11 protein-coding genes are annotated in these 17,270 nt (G+C 62.9%); 1 reads left to right on the forward strand and 10 read right to left on the reverse strand.

Annotation, left to right across the window (positions count from 1 at the left end; translation table 11 throughout):
* Nucleotides 1-21 precede the first annotated feature (21 nt).
* Nucleotides 22-2,277: an ATP-dependent DNA helicase gene (locus BFN10_RS02735; RefSeq protein WP_071488351.1), complete on the reverse strand. Its 2,256-nt coding sequence runs from the start codon at nt 2,275-2,277 to the stop codon at nt 22-24.
* Nucleotides 2,274-3,920, reverse strand: a complete 1,647-nt coding sequence (locus BFN10_RS02740) for a VRR-NUC domain-containing protein (RefSeq protein ID WP_071488352.1) — start codon at nt 3,918-3,920, stop codon at nt 2,274-2,276. Before BFN10_RS02740 ends, BFN10_RS02735 begins: the two co-directional genes overlap by 4 nt.
* A gap of 186 nt (nt 3,921-4,106) precedes the next feature.
* Here BFN10_RS02740 and BFN10_RS02745 point away from each other — a divergent pair, with 186 nt between their 5' ends.
* Complete coding sequence (locus BFN10_RS02745) at nt 4,107-4,331, forward strand: YgdI/YgdR family lipoprotein (RefSeq protein ID WP_071488353.1); 225 nt, start codon at nt 4,107-4,109, stop codon at nt 4,329-4,331.
* 47 nt (nt 4,332-4,378) lie between these two features.
* Here BFN10_RS02745 and BFN10_RS29390 read toward each other — a convergent pair whose 3' ends face one another.
* The 8 genes from BFN10_RS29390 to BFN10_RS02780 form a co-directional block, all read right to left on the reverse strand.
* Nucleotides 4,379-4,543 (reverse strand): hypothetical protein, encoded by a 165-nt coding sequence (locus tag BFN10_RS29390; RefSeq protein WP_165447925.1) that lies wholly within the window; start codon nt 4,541-4,543, stop codon nt 4,379-4,381.
* A 184-nt stretch (nt 4,544-4,727) separates the two neighbouring features.
* On the reverse strand, nt 4,728-6,158 hold the full coding sequence (locus BFN10_RS02750; protein WP_071488354.1) for a polyurethane esterase: 1,431 nt from the start codon (nt 6,156-6,158) through the stop codon (nt 4,728-4,730).
* Between the two features lie 87 nt (nt 6,159-6,245).
* Entirely contained in the window at nt 6,246-9,356 is a 3,111-nt protein-coding gene (locus tag BFN10_RS02755; protein ID WP_071488355.1) for an autotransporter serine protease, read from the reverse strand.
* Between the two features lie 43 nt (nt 9,357-9,399).
* Nucleotides 9,400-12,357, reverse strand: coding sequence for an autotransporter serine peptidase EprS (gene eprS / locus BFN10_RS02760; protein ID WP_071488356.1), 2,958 nt, complete (start codon nt 12,355-12,357; stop codon nt 9,400-9,402).
* A 30-nt stretch (nt 12,358-12,387) separates the two neighbouring features.
* Complete coding sequence (locus BFN10_RS02765; protein ID WP_071488357.1) at nt 12,388-13,722, reverse strand: TolC family outer membrane protein; 1,335 nt, start codon at nt 13,720-13,722, stop codon at nt 12,388-12,390.
* Between the two features lie 2 nt (nt 13,723-13,724).
* Nucleotides 13,725-15,038, reverse strand: coding sequence for an HlyD family type I secretion periplasmic adaptor subunit (locus BFN10_RS02770; protein WP_071488358.1), 1,314 nt, complete (start codon nt 15,036-15,038; stop codon nt 13,725-13,727).
* On the reverse strand, nt 15,035-16,786 hold the full coding sequence (locus BFN10_RS02775) for a type I secretion system permease/ATPase (RefSeq protein WP_071488359.1): 1,752 nt from the start codon (nt 16,784-16,786) through the stop codon (nt 15,035-15,037). The genes BFN10_RS02770 and BFN10_RS02775 overlap by 4 nt, the downstream gene beginning before the upstream one ends.
* Nucleotides 16,787-16,889: 103 nt before the next feature.
* The gene (locus BFN10_RS02780; protein WP_092243428.1) at nt 16,890-17,264 is read right to left on the reverse strand and encodes a protease inhibitor Inh/omp19 family protein; all 375 of its coding nucleotides are present in this window, start codon (nt 17,262-17,264) and stop codon (nt 16,890-16,892) included.
* Nucleotides 17,265-17,270: the final 6 nt, after the last annotated feature.

A 17,270-nucleotide genomic window follows, 5' to 3' on the forward strand; every position in this document is an offset into this window, starting at 1 on the left:
CTCATTGATGGCAGGAAAAACTCAAGCCAGCGCCCACCAGCGCGGCAACAACTGGCGTACCTGGCCTTCGCCGAAACGGTCATCGATCAGCATCACCACGCCACGGTCCTGCTGGCTACGGATCACCCGCCCCGCCGCCTGCACCACTTTCTGCAGGCCGGGATACAGGTAGGTGTAGTCGTAGCCAGCGCCGAAGATCGCGCCCATGCGCAGTTTCATCTGTTCATTGACCGGGTTCAGTTGCGGCAACCCGAGGGTGGCAATGAACGCACCGATCAAGCGTGCCCCCGGCAAGTCGATGCCCTCGCCAAATGCGCCGCCCAGCACGGCAAAGCCGATGCCCTGGCTGTGTTCGGTGAACTGGTCGAGGAACGCCTGGCGCTCGGCCTCGGCCATGCCGCGTGACTGCTGCCACAGCACGATCTGCGGATGTCGCTCGGCGAGCAACTGCGCAACCTGTTGCAGGTAATCAAAGCTTGAGAAAAACGCCAGGTAGTTGCCAGGTTGTTGCGTGTACTGGCGGGCAATCAGCTCGACGATTGGCTCCAGCGAGGCCTGGCGGTGCACAAAGCGCGTGGAGATTTCAGCGACGATGCGCACCTGCAACTGCTCGGCCTTGAACGGTGACTCCACATCGACCCACGCCGTATCCGCCGGCAAACCCAGCAAGTTGGCGTAATAATGTCGGGGGCTCAGGGTCGCGGAAAACAGCACGCTGCTGCGGGCAGCCGTCAATCGCGGGCGGATGAATTCGGCGGGCACCACATTACGCAGGCACAGGGTGGAACTGCTGCGTTTGCCGCTGAGCTGGCGCTTGCTGATGTCGAAAATGAAGTGCTCGTTGAACAGCTCCGCCACCTTGGCAAATTGCAGCACATCGAAATAGAAGGCCTGCAGGTCGCCGCTGAGGGACTCGGGGTGCTCGTTGAAGTATTCGCCCATGGCGCTGACGCACAGGCTCAGGGCCTGCAACAGTTTGTCCGGGCGGGCGGCGTAGGCCTGGTACGGCGCAAGCTGGTCCTTGTGCAGCGCGTTCCACTCACGGTTGAGGCGCTGCAAGGGTTTCTTCAACGGCTGCGGGGCGCTGTCGCGCAGGGTCTTGAGGTGGTACTGGTCGAGGCTGGCGCTGTACATCGAACGCGCCCGTTCGACCAGATTGTGGGCCTCATCCACCAGCACCGCTACACGCCATTGGTTGAGCTGGGCCAGGCTGAACAGCATGGCGCCAAAGTCGAAGTAGTAGTTGTAGTCAGCGACCACCAGGTCAGCCCAGCGCGCCATTTCCTGGCTCAGGTAATACGGGCAGACCTGATGGGCCAGGGCCACGTCACGCAGGTTGCGCTGGTCGAGCAGACGCACCTTGGACGCGGCGATGCGCGCGGCAGGCAAGCGGTCGTAGAAGCCCTTGGCCAATGGGCAGGAGTCGCCATGACAGGCTTTGTCCAGGTGCTCGCAGGCTTTGTCCCGCGCCACCAGTTCCAGCACACGCAACGGCAAGCCGGGGCTGCTGGCATACAGCACTTGGGCGGCGTCCAGGGCGAGTTTGCGGCCGGGAGTCTTGGCGGTGAGGAAGAACAACGTGTCCAATTGCTGGGGCGCCAGGGCCTTGAGCAACGGGAAAATCGTGCCGATGGTCTTGCCAATGCCGGTCGGTGCCTGGGCCATCAGGCAGCGGCCGGTGCTGACTGCCTTGTACACCGACTCGGCCAGTGAGCGCTGGCCAGGGCGAAAATCCGCATGGGGGAACGCCAGGGTCTGCGCGGCGTCGTTGCGCGCTGCGCGGTGTTGCATTTCCTGCTCGGCCCAGCCGAGGAACAGCGCGCATTGCTGGTTGAAGAACGGCTCCAGTTCACTGGCTTGAAAGCGCTGGTTGAGCAAGGTTTCGCCCTCACCGACGATATCGAAGTACACCAGCGCGAGGTCGATTTGCGCGAGCCCGAGTTTGCGGCACATCAACCAGCCATACACCTTGACCTGGGCCCAGTGCAATTGCCGATGGTTGGCGGGCTGGGCATCGAGGTCACCGCGATAGGTCTTCACTTCTTCAAGGCGGTTGGCATCCGGGTCATAGCCGTCCGCCCTGCCCCGCACCGTGAGCTGCTGGTATTGCCCCTCCAGCGCCACTTCATTCTGGTAGTGCTGACTGCGCCGCGACGCTACGGTACGGTGGCCGGCGATGCCTTCCTGGGCACTCGGCGACGGTGTGAAGCGCAGGTCGAGGTCACCGACCTTGGCCGTGAACTCGCACAGCGCCCGCACCGCGACGGTGTAGCTCAAGCGGATTGTGCCCAGCGCACATAGCAGACCGTCACCGGCATCTGGTACTCGCCGCAGAACTCCAGCCAGCGCAGCTGGTTGTCTTGCAGGCGATCGCCGGGGCCTTTCACCTCGATCATGCGGTAGGTCTTTTGCGCGGGCCAGAACTGGATCAGGTCGGGCATGCCGGCGCGATTGGCGCGGATGTCCAGCAGCAGCCGCTCGAACCAGTAGCGCAGGTGCTCGGCGGGCAAACAGGCCAGGGCCTGCTCCAGCAGCTCTTCGCTGAGCAGGTTCCAGAACACGAAGGGCGACTGGATGCCCCATTTGTCGCGGTAGCGTTGGCGGAGAGTGGTTTTGTAGCGCTCGTCCTGCAGTTGCTCGAAACACGCGGCGAACAGCGGCGCACGGCGCTGGTGAAAATCCGCGCTGTGCAGGTCGGCGGGGCCGCGCTGGAACGGGTGGAAAAACGAACCCGGCAACGGCGCAAAAATCACGTCCCAGCACAGCAGGCCGAACAACGAGTTGATCAGGCCGTTTTCCACGTAATGCACCGGCCCATCCGGCTCGCTAAGGTGCGCCTGCACGCAGTACTCCACCGACATCAAGGGTTCCGGCGGAGTGAGGGCCAGATCCAGGCGCGTGACCGGCCGTGGCTTGACCTTGGGCAATGCCGGCTCGCCCAGTTTGCGGCGCAGGCGTGGGATGACACGCAGCAAGTGCTGCTGTTCGGCGGCGCTTTCCGGGGCCTGTTGGGCCGTGTTCGCCAGGGCCATGGCCTGGGCGTAATCCTCCTGGCGCTCCAGCACGCGGATCAACCGTGAGCGGGCACCGGGGTAGGTGCAGTTCCGGTAAATGCGCTCCGCCACGGCCAGCTCGGCAGTGCGCTCGCAATATTGACCAATCTGGAACAACAGCTTGGCGCGGCGTTTTTCCAGCCAGGGGTTATCGGTGTCCAGCGTGGCAACCCCGGCCAGTACATCTTCCAGCGGCTCACCGGCATCGAAGGCCTGCTGGCAGTGGTGCAGGAACAGATACCCCTGCACATCGTCACGATGGCGCAAACCACGGGATTCGGCGCAGAACTCGACCTTTTCATAGGTGTAGATGCCCAGGTCAGCCAATACAAACTCGGACCAGTCCTGATGCAGGTTGCCGAAGAACATCAGGCGCAGACGGTCGCACAGCTCCATCACAGTGAGGCTGAACAACCTGTCGGCCAGCTCGGGGCACCAGGTGGCAAAGCTGCGGCTGTCCATGAATTGCGCCGACAGCCCTTCCAGCCAATCGGTTTTCTTGCCTTTGGGCTGGTCTATCCAGGGCTTGAACGCGGCCAGGATTTCACCTTTTTGCAGCACGGCGAACAGCTCTTCAAAGGCCAGTAGGTACTGATCGTCCACCCAACCCAGTTCCATCAGCGGCCCGGCAGCGGCATGGGGGCAACCAATCTCCAGGTAATTGAGCTTGCCGGCCCGAAAATGCACGCCCTTGCGCATCACCATACGCACCAAAAGCGCCTGGGACGCCTGCGGCAACCTGTCAAATTGCTGAATAAAAAGCTGTTCGTCCGGGTCGAGCAAATCGGCATTGCGCTGTGCCAGCCAGAGCAGCACTCGGCGGAAGTTATGCAGGTAATACAGGGGATCGTCGAGGGGGTTGGCCATTTCACGCGCTGATCGAATACTGGTTATGCATACAGAGTGCCGTCCCAAATGCCCTGTTGCAATCGGTAATAGATAAATGGCACCTGCAACTTTTCTTATAAAAGTGATCAGATGGGAGAATCGATGGCGTAACATTTGTCGCCCGCCGCCTCTGGCGCGGGACTTTTCAAGGTCAAGGTAAGGGTTATGAACATGAAGAATCTGGGGCTGCCGCTGGTTGCACTCACTTTTCTGGTACTGGCCGGTTGCGCAACGCAAACCGTAGTGACGCTGCAAAATGGCACGCAGTATTTGACCAAGGACACCCCCAACGCCAAGACCGCCGACGGGTTCTACGAATTTACCGATATCGCCGGCAAGCGCATCCGAGTCAAAGCCGCCGACGTCGCGACGGTTATCAAAGAAAAATAACAATGAAAAGCCCCGCAGTGCGGGGCTTTTTTTGCATTATCGCTCGGTTAATAGCGGTAATACGGGTGGTAGTACGGGTGATAGTAGGGATGGTAATAGTACGAGTGGTAGTACGGGTGATAGCAGCACGGGCCAGGATACGCCGGGTACACCGCACACCCAGCCAACCCCAGCAGTACCAGGGCGCACAGCAACAATCGCAATCGGGACATGCTCGGTTCCTCCCACGTCATCACGCGAAACGGCTCGCTTGATCGTTAAACGCAGGCACACCGAGCGATCCGTCGCGACAACCAGGTAGATATTTATTTACCGAAGGATTTTCCACGCCGCTGCATTCAGCCGATCCCCCAGGCCTTCCTGGGGGATTGGCTGGCTGAACGCCATAAGCATCATTCACCCGATACTCACACCGTCGGCCCAGAGGCCGCCTTGCCCGATGCCGACCAAGGTCACTGAGTCGGCGCCAAAGGTGAGCACCGTATCCGCGCCGACCACTTTTGCATGGTCACGCAAGTCAGCGCTGCCTGCCACATCCTTGAACACCAGCTTGTCCGTGGGCTGATAGCCGATCACCCGATCGTTACCGAAGTGGCCGCTGAACAGGAAGGTGTTGTGCCCACTGTTGTCGCGAATGGTGTCATTACCCTTGCCCCCCTCGATAAAGTCCACGCCCTTGCCGCCCTGGATCAGGTCATTGCCGTCGCTGCCGATGATGAAGGTATCGCCTTTGTGCGGCTCGGCATTGCGGTTGAGGTCCTGCACCCAGGTGTTGGCCCGTGCCGGGTCGGACAGGTTGGCCACGATCACCGTGGAATCGCGGGTCATCTGCTCGTAGAAGCCCGACTCCAGAATGCGCGTCATGCCATCGCCATAGCCGGTGGGCAGGTGCGAGATCCAGGTCGGCAGGTTGACGATGGAAAACGGCATCACATTCCACAGCGTCGACGCATAGTGGTCGTTGAAGCTGACGATGTTGTCGGTAGTCGACGCATGGGGTGTGTCGTGCACGCCCAGGGACGACAGGTTGAAGGACGAGCCATCCAGGGCCCGGAACACTGGGTCGTTTTCGTAGCCGATATTGAGCACCTTGTCGCCGGCACTCTGGGTCGGCGAGGCATAGGCCACGTAGTTGGCGTCCTTGTAGAAGCCGGACCATTTACTGTTGCTCAGGTCGGCCATGCTGTTGACCGCCAACCCACCCAGGCTATGCCCACTGACCACCACATCCTTGCCGCTCAGGCCATGGGCGCTGGCGTAGTCGGCGACATTTTTGAGCAAACCACCGAAGGCTTCGCCGGCGTAGTTCTTCGCATAGTCCTTGGGCCCCAGGGCCGCGAGCAAGTCGCTGACCAGATCGCCGATAGAATCGCTGATCAGGGTTTCTCGTGGTCCGGAGGTGCCGCGAAAGCCAATGCCGATTTCCAGCAGCTTGCCGGCATCATCGTACTTGCCCAGCACCTCGACCTGGGCCGTGGTGTAGCCGGCCTTTTCGCCGAAGAATGTACCTCGCGCATCGACCTTGCCGCCGTAGCCCAGGGCACTGGCGCTGATCGGCGTCCATCCGGCCTTGTGCACCGCGTCCAGGGCGGCTTTTTCCGAATCCGGGTTCCACGGGATGCCGGGAATCACGCCCTGGGAATCGGTGCTGCCGAGCAATGCGCCGACCAGCGTGGCGGGCAGGCCAAGCCCTAGGCCATTGTGCTGGTACCCCACGGCAAAGCCGTTATCCAGGTTGTGATAGGTGTACAACGTGATCGCCATTGCATCGGCGAACAACGCCTTGGAGCCCTCGGCACCGAGGTTTTTATAGTCAAAGATCCCCATGGGGTGTGCCTCTCTTTTGTTGGAGTTGTCGAGAAAGCCAAACCTGCGGGTGCCGGTGTGCCGGCACCCGCAAAGGTCGCTGAACCCTCAGAACGCCCAGTCCAGGCTCAAGCCGACGCCATGGACTTTTTCCTTGCTGGCCAGCAGGCCGTTGTAGTCAAAGTTCACTCGCGCCTGCTTGCTTAACGCCAGGCTCACCCGCGCCCCGACCAGCGCCGCATCACGCACCATCGGCGCACTTTCCACCGCAAACGACGGGCCGCCCGAGGCAAACGCCAGGTGCTGTTCAGAGTCATTGCTGCTGAGGTTGTGCTGCCAGCCCAGGGTGCCGGACACCTCCAGTTGCTGGTGGTCATTCACGGTGAAGGTTTTCAAGGCACGCATACCCAGGGTGCTTAGCACCAGGTCGCGGCTGTCGTCGCGACTTTTGAGTGCAGCAGCGTCGCCTTTTTCGGTCACGCCATCGCTGTCCAGGTGCACGTAGGCCAGGTTGGCGAACGGTTCCAGGGCCAGCGGTTGCAGGGTCACCCGGTAGGCCGCTTCGCCGAACACTTGGGTGCTGCGTGCATCAACCTTGGCTTTCTGCTTGCCTGAAACATCGCCGTATTGCAGGTCACGTTTCACGTCTGCGCGGTGCCAGCTGTAGGTGGCGCCGCCGCTCAGGCGCCAGGCGCCGATCTCATGCCCGGTGTACGCACCGAAGTGATAGCTGTCGACCGAAGCACGGGAATGGGTACCGCTGCCCATGTTGAGTGACGTGTCGCTGTAACCGGCGACCAGACCGATGCGCGTGGCCTCGTCGAGCGCACCGTCCACCCCGGCGAGCATGCCGCCGACGGACGTGGTATAGCCGGCCGTATCGCTGCGACTGTCGGTCTTGCCCCAGGCGCCCAGGGCCTTCACCCACACGTTGCCACGGCTGTCGAGCGTCTCGCTGGGTGCGCCCATCTCGCCATTGCGCAGGCGCTCGCCCACGGCTTCACGCACGTAGCGGCTGTCGTTGACCAAGGCCGTTTCCAATGCCGGGTAGATTTCTCCAGACAGCTGCTGGAAAGCCCCTTGCGCCGATGCCGCGTTCGGCGCCGACAGCAGGCTTTCATACACGGCGTTGCCCGCGCCCAGTTGCTCAGCGGCGCTGGCCACGGCGCGCTGGTTGTCCGTGGCGCCCACGCTGGCAAAACTGTTGGCGTTACGCGCCACGTCCAGTTGCACGCCGTTGGCCGCGTAATTCAGGTTGCCGCCAAGGAACAGGTAGTTGGGCAGCACCGCGCCAAAACTGCCGGTAATGCCGCCGGCGGCTTGCAGGATGTTGTACTGGCGCCCGATCAGGCTTTGCGCCTGGGCACCGCTGAGCAGTGTCGGGCTGTTTTCCAGCGCGAGGGTCACCGTGCCGCCGTTCAAGGTGGCAGTGCCTCCCGCCACAATGCGATCGCTGTTGGTGGGCGACAGCTCCACGGCATAGGTCGACCCGGGCTCAAAGGTGACGTCCCCGGCCACGTTCAGCGTGCCGATGGAATTGCCCGGCGCAACGGTGCCGCCGTTTTTCGCCAACAGCGAACCGATGCGCCCGCTCCCCCCAACCACCCCACTCTGGCTGACGGTGACGTTCGAAATGACTGAGCCGTTGATGGCCAGCAGGCCCTGGTTGACCAGCGTCGGGCCGCTGTAGGTGCTGGAGCCGGTGAGCACCAAGGTGCCGATACCTTGTTTGGTCAAGCCGCCGTGTCCGGCGATGTCATTGCTCCACACATCCAGCCCGCAATGCACATCGTTGCACAGCCGCTGTGTCGGTTTGCCGGCATCGACCACCGCGCCCACGCCCGGCAGATCCGCGACAAACTGGCCGCTGCCATAGGCGCCGTCGATGCGGAACTCGGCCGGGATGTCCTCGGCCGTGACAAACATGCCTGGGCCATTGATGGCTTTGCCCAGGTTGATCATGCCCCAGCCATACAGCGAGTCGATGCCCGGTGCGCCGAGGTCGGTGGCGGTGGTCTTGAGCAGTGTCGAGATCTGGTCGCCGCTCATGTACGCAAAACGCTGCATCAGCACGGCCGCGCTGCCGGCCACGTGGGGCGCGGCCATGGAGGTGCCGTTGAAGTTGGCATAGTCGGTGGTGAGGTTGTCCAGGTTGGTGCCATTGATGACGGAACTGTAGATCCTGGTACCGGGGGCCGACACGCAGAAGCTCGCCGCGTAGCCGCAACGCGAGGAGAACGTACTGATCACATATGGGTCGGCGCTCGCCGTGTCCGGGTTCTGCTGCAAGGCCGCGACGGACAGCCAGTTGGGCGCAATCTCGGGCACAAAGTACGCCAGCCCGGAAATCGCATCCGGGTTGTTGCGGTTGTAGTCGTTGCCGGCGGCGAAGATCGTCAGTACGCCGCTGCGGGCCGCGTCGATGGCGCCCTGGTAGGCGCCCCCGGCGATCGTACCGAGGATCGGCCGGATGTTATTGAACTGCGCCTGCGCTTCATTGACCGTGAAATTCGGGAACGCCGGGTCGCGCCCACCCTTGGCGTACTGGTCACCGATGCCGATGCCCCAACTGTTGTTGATGATCCGTGCGCCACTGGCGACCAATGCGTCCCAGCCGGCCTTGTACACCGCGCCATCGTTGCCAAGGATGATGCCGTCTTCCGGGCCTGGGTCGCCGTTCTCGGCGCTGATGATTTGCGCATCGAACGCCACGCCATGCATCGGCCCGCCATCGCGATTGCCCGCGGCGATACCGCCGACATGGGTGCCGTGGTTGCCCAGCTTGCCGTTGGAGCCCAGCGACGGCGTGCCGTCATAACGAAACGCATCGCCGGCCTTCACCGGGATATACGGGTCGGTGTACTGGCGTATGCCCTCAGTGACAATCGTCACGACTTTGCCGGGGCTGGCGAACTCCGGATGCTGGGCGTACACCGGCTGGTCGAAGATCCCCAGCTTGACCCCCTTGCCGGTATAGCCCGCGGCATACGCGGCGTCGGCATGCACGGCGCCCAGGCCCCAGTCGGCCTTGAATTCAGTGCTGCGCCAGCTGGCGGCGTCACCCAGCTTGCCGGTTTCCACATAGGGTGCGGCCTGGGCGGTTCCCAGGCTTGCCAGGCAGCACAGCAAGGCACCGTATGGCGCGCTGCGGGTCGCGTTGAGCGGGTAGCCCAAGGCGGTGTGGATGGCGGTTGTTAACCCTGACTTGCTTTTGTTCACGCTGACCTTCCTTAGTTTTCTTATTGAACGTGTGTAAGTCGCTTCAGAACTGCCAGTTGAGGCTCAGCCCCACCCCCTGGGTTTTCTCCCGTCCACCCAATTGGCCGTTGTAATCAAGGTTGACCCGCATGGCGGGGCTCAACGCCAGGCTGGCCTGCACGCCGACCAGCGCGGCGTCCCGCAGCAAGGGTGAACTGCCCACGGCGAATGACGGTCCACCGGCGACAAACGCCAGGTGCTCTGCGGATTCGACGGCGGTGAGGCTGTGTTGCCAGCCCAGCGAAGCGGAAAGCTGCAGTGGCTGGTGATCGTTCAGGGCAATGGTTTTCAACGCACGCACGCCAAGGGTGCCGAGCACGGCGTCCCGGCGATCACTGCCACGCTCAAGCGCGGCGGCGTCGCCTTTTTCGTGGAAGCCGTCACTGTCCAGGTGCACATAGGCCAGGTTGGCGAACGGCTCCAGCGCCAAGGGTTGCAGGTTGATCCGGTAGGCGGCTTCGGAGAACAGTTGCGCCGTGCGCGCCTCCAGTTTGGCTTTCTGCTTGCCGCTGACCGCGCCGTAGTGCAGGTCGCGCGTCACGTCACCACGATGCCAGCTGTAGGCGCCACCGGCACTGATGCGCCAATCACCCAGCTCGCGCCCGACATACGCGCCGAGGTGATAGCTGTCGATGGACGCCGAGGCATGCGTGCCGCTGCCCATATTCAATGAGCTGTCGCTGTAACCGGCGACCAGGCCCACGCGCGTCTGCTCGTCCAGCGCACCATCGACCCCGCCCAGCAGGCCACCGAGGGACGTGGTGGAACCCGCCGTTTCGCTGCGGCTGTCGCGCTTGCCCCAGGCACCGAGTGCCTTGAGCCACAGGTTGCTTTCAGCAGTGACCGGCACGTGGCGCAAGCGCTCGCCCACGGCGTCGCGCACTTGCAGGCTGTCGTTGATCAGCATGGCGCCGATGGCCGGGTAGATTTCACCGGACAGTTGCTGCAAGCCTTGTTGCGCCACCTCGACGGAATCGGACTGCAGGATGCTTTCATACACCGGGTTGCCCGCGCCCAGTTGCTCGGCGGCGATCGCCACATTGCGTTGGTTGCGGGTCGCCGCGACGCTGGCAAACGTGGCGGCGCTGCGGACCACGTCCAATTGCACGCCATTGGCGGCGTAACCCAGGGTGCCACCGAGGAACAGGTAGCCGGGCAACACCTGGCCAAATCGGCCCTGGATGCCACCCGCCGCCTGAAGGATGCTGTACTGGCGGCCGATCAGGCTTTGCGCCTGTGCGCCGCTGAGCAGGGTCGGGCTGTTTTCCAACGCCAGGCTCACGTTGCCGCCGCCCAGGATCGCCTTGCCCCCGGCGACGATACGGTCGCTACTGGTGGGCGTGAGCTCCACCGCATAGGTGGAACCCGCGCCCAGGTTCACGTCACCCGCCACCTGCAAGGTGCCCACCGAATTGCCCGGCGCCACTCGTCCCCCCGTGTTGACCGACAGCGCGCCGATCCGTCCGGAACCGCCCAATGTGCCGCGGTCATTGACGGTCACCGCAGACGTCAGTGAACCGTTGACCGCCAGCAGCCCGCCGTTGACGGTGGTCGCACCGCGATAGGTGCTGTCGCCGTCGAGTACCAGCGTGCCTGCACCGGACTTGATCAGGCTGCCTTCATAAATCCGTGTCGCGGCCGCCTGGTCGCGTGCTGTGCCGACCGCGTAATCGGTCTGGTCCTGCTGGCTGGCAGCGGCGCCCACACCGTTTTGCCAGCCCTTGTCGATCAGGGTCTGCTGCCAGGCGCTGTGCTCGGCGGCGTCTTGCGCCTGGCGCTGGAGCAGGGCCTGGTCGGAAATGCCATTGCTCCAGACATCGCCCTGCCCGGCCGCGAGGCTGACGTTCATCGGCCCGAGTAACTGCCCCGGACCGTGCATGGCCCGGCCCAGGTCCGGTACGCCCCAACCCACCGTGGTGTTGGGCGCCTGGGTAATCGAACCATCGAGCTGCGTGGCGGTGGTCAGCAGCACCTGCAACGCCTGTTCGTTGGTCATGTAGGGATAACGTTCCATCACCAATGCCAACGCACCCGTGGCATGCGGTGCCGACATTGAGGTGCCGGACTTCACGCCGTAGCCACCGCCGGGAACGGTACTGTTGATCAGCGCGCCCGGCGTAGAAATGCACCAGTACTGGGCGATGCCGCATTTGTTGTATTTCTGGCTATTGGCTTTATCCAGCCCCGATACCGCCAGCCAGTGCCCCTCCAGTTCCGGCTGGAAATACGGCAACGCCGAGCGCACGCTGGCATTCGCGTAACCACTGTTGCCGGCACTGAACACGTTGATGACACCGGCCTTGGCCACGTCCGCCGCCGCATCCAGCCAGGTGCCCTGGTTGTAATGCTGGGCGTAGGCGGCGTGCAGATCACCCAGGGTCTGGTAGCTGACATCCTTGGGTTGGCTGCCCCAACTGTTGTTGATGGCGCGCACGCCGGAATCCACCAGGGCGCTGTACACCGCCTTGAAGTACTTGGGGTCTGGGGTCGGACCAAACAGAAAGCTGTCGTTGGCGTTGGTATTGCCCACGAAGATGTGCGCGTTATAGGCCACGCCGTGCATGCCGACGCCATCACGGGCTGCGCCCATGGTGCCGGTGACATGGGTGCCGTGGGAGTCATTGTTGGGGTTGAGCGCGCCGCTGGTGCTGAAGGGGCGGCCATCGACGTAACTGCCATTGGCGGTGACGGCGTGATAGCGATCCTTGGCGGCTTCCGGGTGGTCGGGATCGAAACCTGAGTCCAGCGCACCGATCTTCACCCCGTTACCCGTGATACCAGCGGCGTAAGCTTCATCCGCCTTCATGCGGCCCAGCCCCCAGTCGCTCTGGAATTCGGCGGAACGCCAACTGGCGGCGTTCCCCGGTTGACCGGCCTCGGTATAGGCAGCCTGCGCCGCAACGGACACCAGCAGCAAGGAACCGGCGGCAAGCGGTTTGAAACGGTGTGAGTCGCAGAGCATTGAAACCCTCCTTATTGTTGTTATGGCGGCTTATTTCATCGGGCCGAACGCTTCATCCACTTTGGCCAGATCGGTATCGCGCAGGTTGCCCGCGTAGTAGTGCAACTTGGTCCAGGCCATCAGGTAGTCATACCGCGCCTGGGCCAGGTCGCGCCGGGTGCTGTAGAGCTGCTGCTCGGCGTTCAAGGCGTCGAGGTTGACCCGCTCGCCGCCGAGGATGCTTTGCCTGGTCGACACCACCAGCGCTTCGGCTGATACCAGGGCTTTCTGATACGCGCGCAATTTGCTCACCCCCGACAGGCAGGCGCTGAACTGCCGGCGCAGTTCGATCAGGGTTTCCCGGGTCTTGCCCTCAAGCTCGTACTCGGCCTGCTCCATGGCGCGGCTGGCCTGGCGGGTGGAGGCCGAGACGCCACCACCGGCATACAGCGGCAGGCTGACTTCGACGCCAATGGTGTTGGTGTCGTAGCGCTGGTTGTAAGTGTTACCGCTGTCGGATTCCTGCTGGCGCGAACTGGCATACGCCGTGACCTTGGGCAGATGCCCGGCACGGTTGCGCTCCACTTCATAACGCGCCACTTCCAGGGCCTGGCGCTGGGAGGCCAGCGTGGGGTTGTTGCTGATCGCCAGCTCATGCCAGGTGTCGTAGTTGGCCGGGGTCAGGGTGAACGCGGCAAAACCCTGGTTCAGTGGCGCCAGGTCGTGGATGTCGACGCTCTGTACGCCGATCAAGGCGCCCAGCTCGCGCAAGGACGCGTCCTGTTCATCCAGCGCCTGGATCTCTTCGGCGGTGGCCAGCTCGTAGCGCGATTCGGCTTCCAGAATGTCCGTGCGAGTGCCCTCGCCCTGTTGGAACAAGTGCCGGTTCTGCTGGAACTGTTGCTCGAAGGCCTTCTTCTTGGCGCGGGCGATGTCGATCTGGTCCTGGGCGAACAAGGCCTGGGTGTAGTAGGTCAGCACCCGCACCAGCAACGCCTGGCTCTTGTCACGAAAGCTTTCATCGGCAAACAGCGCCTGGGCCACGCCCTTGCGGTAGTTGGCGTAGGCCTCGTAGTCGAACAGCGGCTGTTGCAGGCTGAAGGTGGAGCCGTAGCTGTTGTAGTTACGGTCGTCGTGATAATTGCCACCGCGCCCGTCTGGCAAGGTGGCCTGGGAGTTGTTACGGCCCTTGTTGTAGTTGTACGACAGCCTGGGCAGTAGCCCGGCGCGGCCGATGGTGCGGTTTTCCAGGCCGGCGTCGCGCTCCTTGATCGCACCGAGAAACACCGGATCGTTACGCAGGGCCTGCTCGTACACATCGAACGGGCCCATGGCCGCCTGGGCACTGGCGCAGGTCAACAGCAAGGCAATAAACACGGGTTTCATGCTCATTCCTCGGTCAGCGCCGAGCCGGCACGGTCGAGCAGCGGCTTGAACAGGTAATTGAGCAACGAGCGCTCGCCGGTGCGCACGAACATCTCGGCGGGCATGCCCGGCTTGATCACCAGCCCATGGAGTTTTTCCAAGGCCGCTTCGCTGACCGTGGTGCGCAGCACGTAGTAAGGCGCACCGGTCTTTTCATCGAGCATCTGGTCCGCGGAAATCAGGCTGACCTCCCCCGGCACCCGGGGCGTGCGGCTCTGGTTGAAGGCGGTGAAGAGGATGTCCACCGGCAGGTGCGTGCCGACCTTGTCCACCAGGTGTACCGGCAGGTGCCCTTCCACTTCCAGGCGCGTGCCCTGGGGCACGATTTCCAGCAGGGTTTCGCCGGCGCGGACCACGGCGCCCTCGGTGTGCACGCTGAGATTGACCGCAATGCCATCCGCCGGGGCGTTGATTTCGCTGTGCTGCAGGTCGAACCCGGCCGAGGTGAGTTGCTGCTCCAGGGTCAGGCTGCGCAGTTGCGCATCGGCCAACTGGCTGCGTACCTCTTTTTGATATTCCTCACTGTGTTGTTGCAGCTTGAGGCGCGACTCGAGAATGCCCTGCTCCACACGGCCACTTTCGCCGGTGTTTTGCGCCAGGTCCTGTTGCACCTGGGACAACTGCCGCTGGTACTCCATCAAGCGGTTGCGCGGGATGTAGCCGTTGTCGGCCAGGGGTTGCAGGTTGCTCAGTTGATCGCGCAGGGACTGGGCCTGGGCGGTCAGGTCAGTGCGCGCACGGCGCATACCGCCCAGCTGTGCGGTGGCGCCCTCGATATTGGCGCGGATGCCGGCCTGCTCGCGGGCAAAAGCTTCGCGGCGACTGCTGAACAACTGGCGCTGGCCTTCCAGCACCAACGCCAGGGCGGGGTCGGGATCGGCACTGAGTTCGACGGGAAAGCGGATGCTGGCGAGGTTGTCGCGCTCGCTCTGCCAGCGCGCCACGCTGGCCCAGGCCATGCGGTACTGGGCTTGCAGGGATTGCACGTCGGCCTGGTGCTGGGTCTGGTCAAGGCGGAACAGCGGTTGGCCTTGTTTTACAAGCTCGCCCTCCTTCACCAGGATCCGGCTGACGACGCCCGGGCTGAGGGTTTGCACGGCCTTGCGCTTGCCCGACACCACCACCGTGCCCTGTACCGGGATGCCCTGGTCCAGTGGTGCCAGGCTGGCCCACAGGAAAAACCCGCCGGCGCCGACCACGGTCAGCAACCATCCCATGCGCGTAAAAAACCTGGCGTCGTGCTCTTTGAAGCGTGGTTCAACTGTGATGCTGCTCATGCGCCTGGATTCCTTGCGGCCTGGTACTGACGACTGAAACTCACGCCCGTTTTCTCCCTGGGCGTTTCCTGCTGGCCGGACAATGCGCGAAGCACCTCCTGGCTCGGCCCGAACGCTTGCAAATGACCGTCGCTGAGCACCAGCAACTTGTCGGCCTGGGCCAGCGCCGACGAACGATGGGTCACCAGCACCACGCTGCTGCCCTGGGCTTTCATCTGCACGATGGCGCTGGCCAGGGCGGCTTCGCCCACGGTGTCGAGGTTGGAGTTGGGCTCATCCAGCACGATCAGGCGCGGCCCGCCGTACAGGGCGCGGGCCAGGGCCACCCGTTGCTTCTGGCCGCCGGACAGGCCGCCGCCGTTGTCGCCCAGCACGGTGTCGTAGCCCTGGGGCAAACGCAGGATCAGTTCATGTACACCGGCCTGCTGTGCGGCACGCACCACCTGCTCGGGGTCGGCCTCGCGAAAGCGTGCGATGTTGTCGGCGATGCTGCCGCTGAACAACTCGATGTCCTGGGGCAGGTAGCCGATGTGCGGGCCCAGGTCGTCGCGGTCCCAGCGATGGATGTCGGCGCCATCCAGGCGCACGGTGCCAGCCAGTGTCGGCCATACGCCCACCAGCACACGGGCCAGGGTGGATTTGCCGGAGCCCGACGCCCCGAGCACACCGAGCACTTCGCCGGCGCCCAGATTGAAGCTGACCTGGTGCAAGGTCGCCATACGCCGCCCGGGCGGGCCGGCGCTGACCTGTTCGAAGCTGACCTGGCCCTTGGGCGCCGGCAGCTTCATCTGCTCGACCTCCGGGGGGAACTCGCGCAGCAAGTCATCCAGGCGCTGATAGGCCAGCTTGGCCGAACTCCATTGCTTCCACACCGCGATCAACTGGTCGATGGGGCTGAGCACCCGGCCCATCAGGATGGAGCCGGCGATCATCATCCCGGCGGTCATATCGCCCTTGATCACCAGCAACGCCCCCAGGCCGAGCACCAGCGATTGCAGGCACAGGCGCAGGGATTTGCTCAGGGAGGTGATCACCGAGCCGGTATCACTGGCCTTGTTCTGCAAGCCAAGAAACTGCGAATGCAACGCGAACCAACGGCTGCGCAGTGCGCCGAGCATGCCCATGGCCTGGATGGTCTCGGCATTGTGCAGGTGGCTGGTGGCCAGTTGCGTGGATTGCTGGGAGTAACCACTGGCCTCGCCCAAGGGCTTTTTGGTCAGGTATTCATTCAGGCACGCCAGGCCGATCAGCAGCACGGCGCCGGCCGTGGCCAACACGCCAAGCCACACGTTGAACAGGAAAATCACAAACAGGTAGATGGGAAACCACGGCGCATCAAAAAACGCGAACAGCGCCGGCCCCGTGATGAATTGGCGAATATGGGTCAAATCGCCCAGGGACTGCCCGGCGTGCCCCTGGCCGCGTTGCAGGTTGCGTTCGAATGCAGCCTTGTACACGCGCAAGTTGAAACGCCGCTCCAGTTGGCTGCCGATGCGGATCACGATAAAACTGCGGATCACCTCCAGCAGGCCAATAAACGCAAAGAAGCCCACCACCATCAGCGTCAGCATCACCAGGGTGGTTTCATTCTGGGAGGACAGCACGCGGTCATACACTTGCAGCATATAAATCGACGGCACCAGCATCAGCAGGTTGATCAACGCCGTGAAACAGCCAATGCTGATCAAAATACTCTTGTACTCACCCAGCGCCTTGAATAACGGCGCGGCGGCATGGGACTTTGCCATGGTGTCTGATCTTCCTTGAACCAAATTACGCGCAATAGTTTCCCCAGCCCCGGCGAACGAAGCGGTCAACTAATGAAATCAAGTTATTTACTTATAACGGCAACTAAGGTGCGCGTTGCAGTACAACTTCAAGCCCCGTCGGTGTGCGGCCTTTATATTCACCTTCTTTCTGTCGGTTGAGGTGAGTAATACCACTGCCTTCGGCGTTCATCAGCCAGATACCGTCGGGTGTTGGCGTCCAGGTCAGAGGCTTGTCGCCCAACCAGTTTGCGACACACGCCACATCGCCGCCCAAGGCATTGGCCTGTTCCAGCAGGTCCAGCGCGCAGACCTGATCCTGCTGGTGCAACTGCCAATGCCCGGCCAACTGGGCGGAGGTAGGTAATACGAGACTGCTCGCCATTGCGTGGGCTCCTGCCGACACGAACATCACCTGCAACACGCAGGCGATCACATTAAACATACGCCGCATCTTCATGCTCCA

Source organism: Pseudomonas extremorientalis, assembly GCF_001870465.1.
Lineage (GTDB): Bacteria > Pseudomonadota > Gammaproteobacteria > Pseudomonadales > Pseudomonadaceae > Aquipseudomonas > Aquipseudomonas extremorientalis.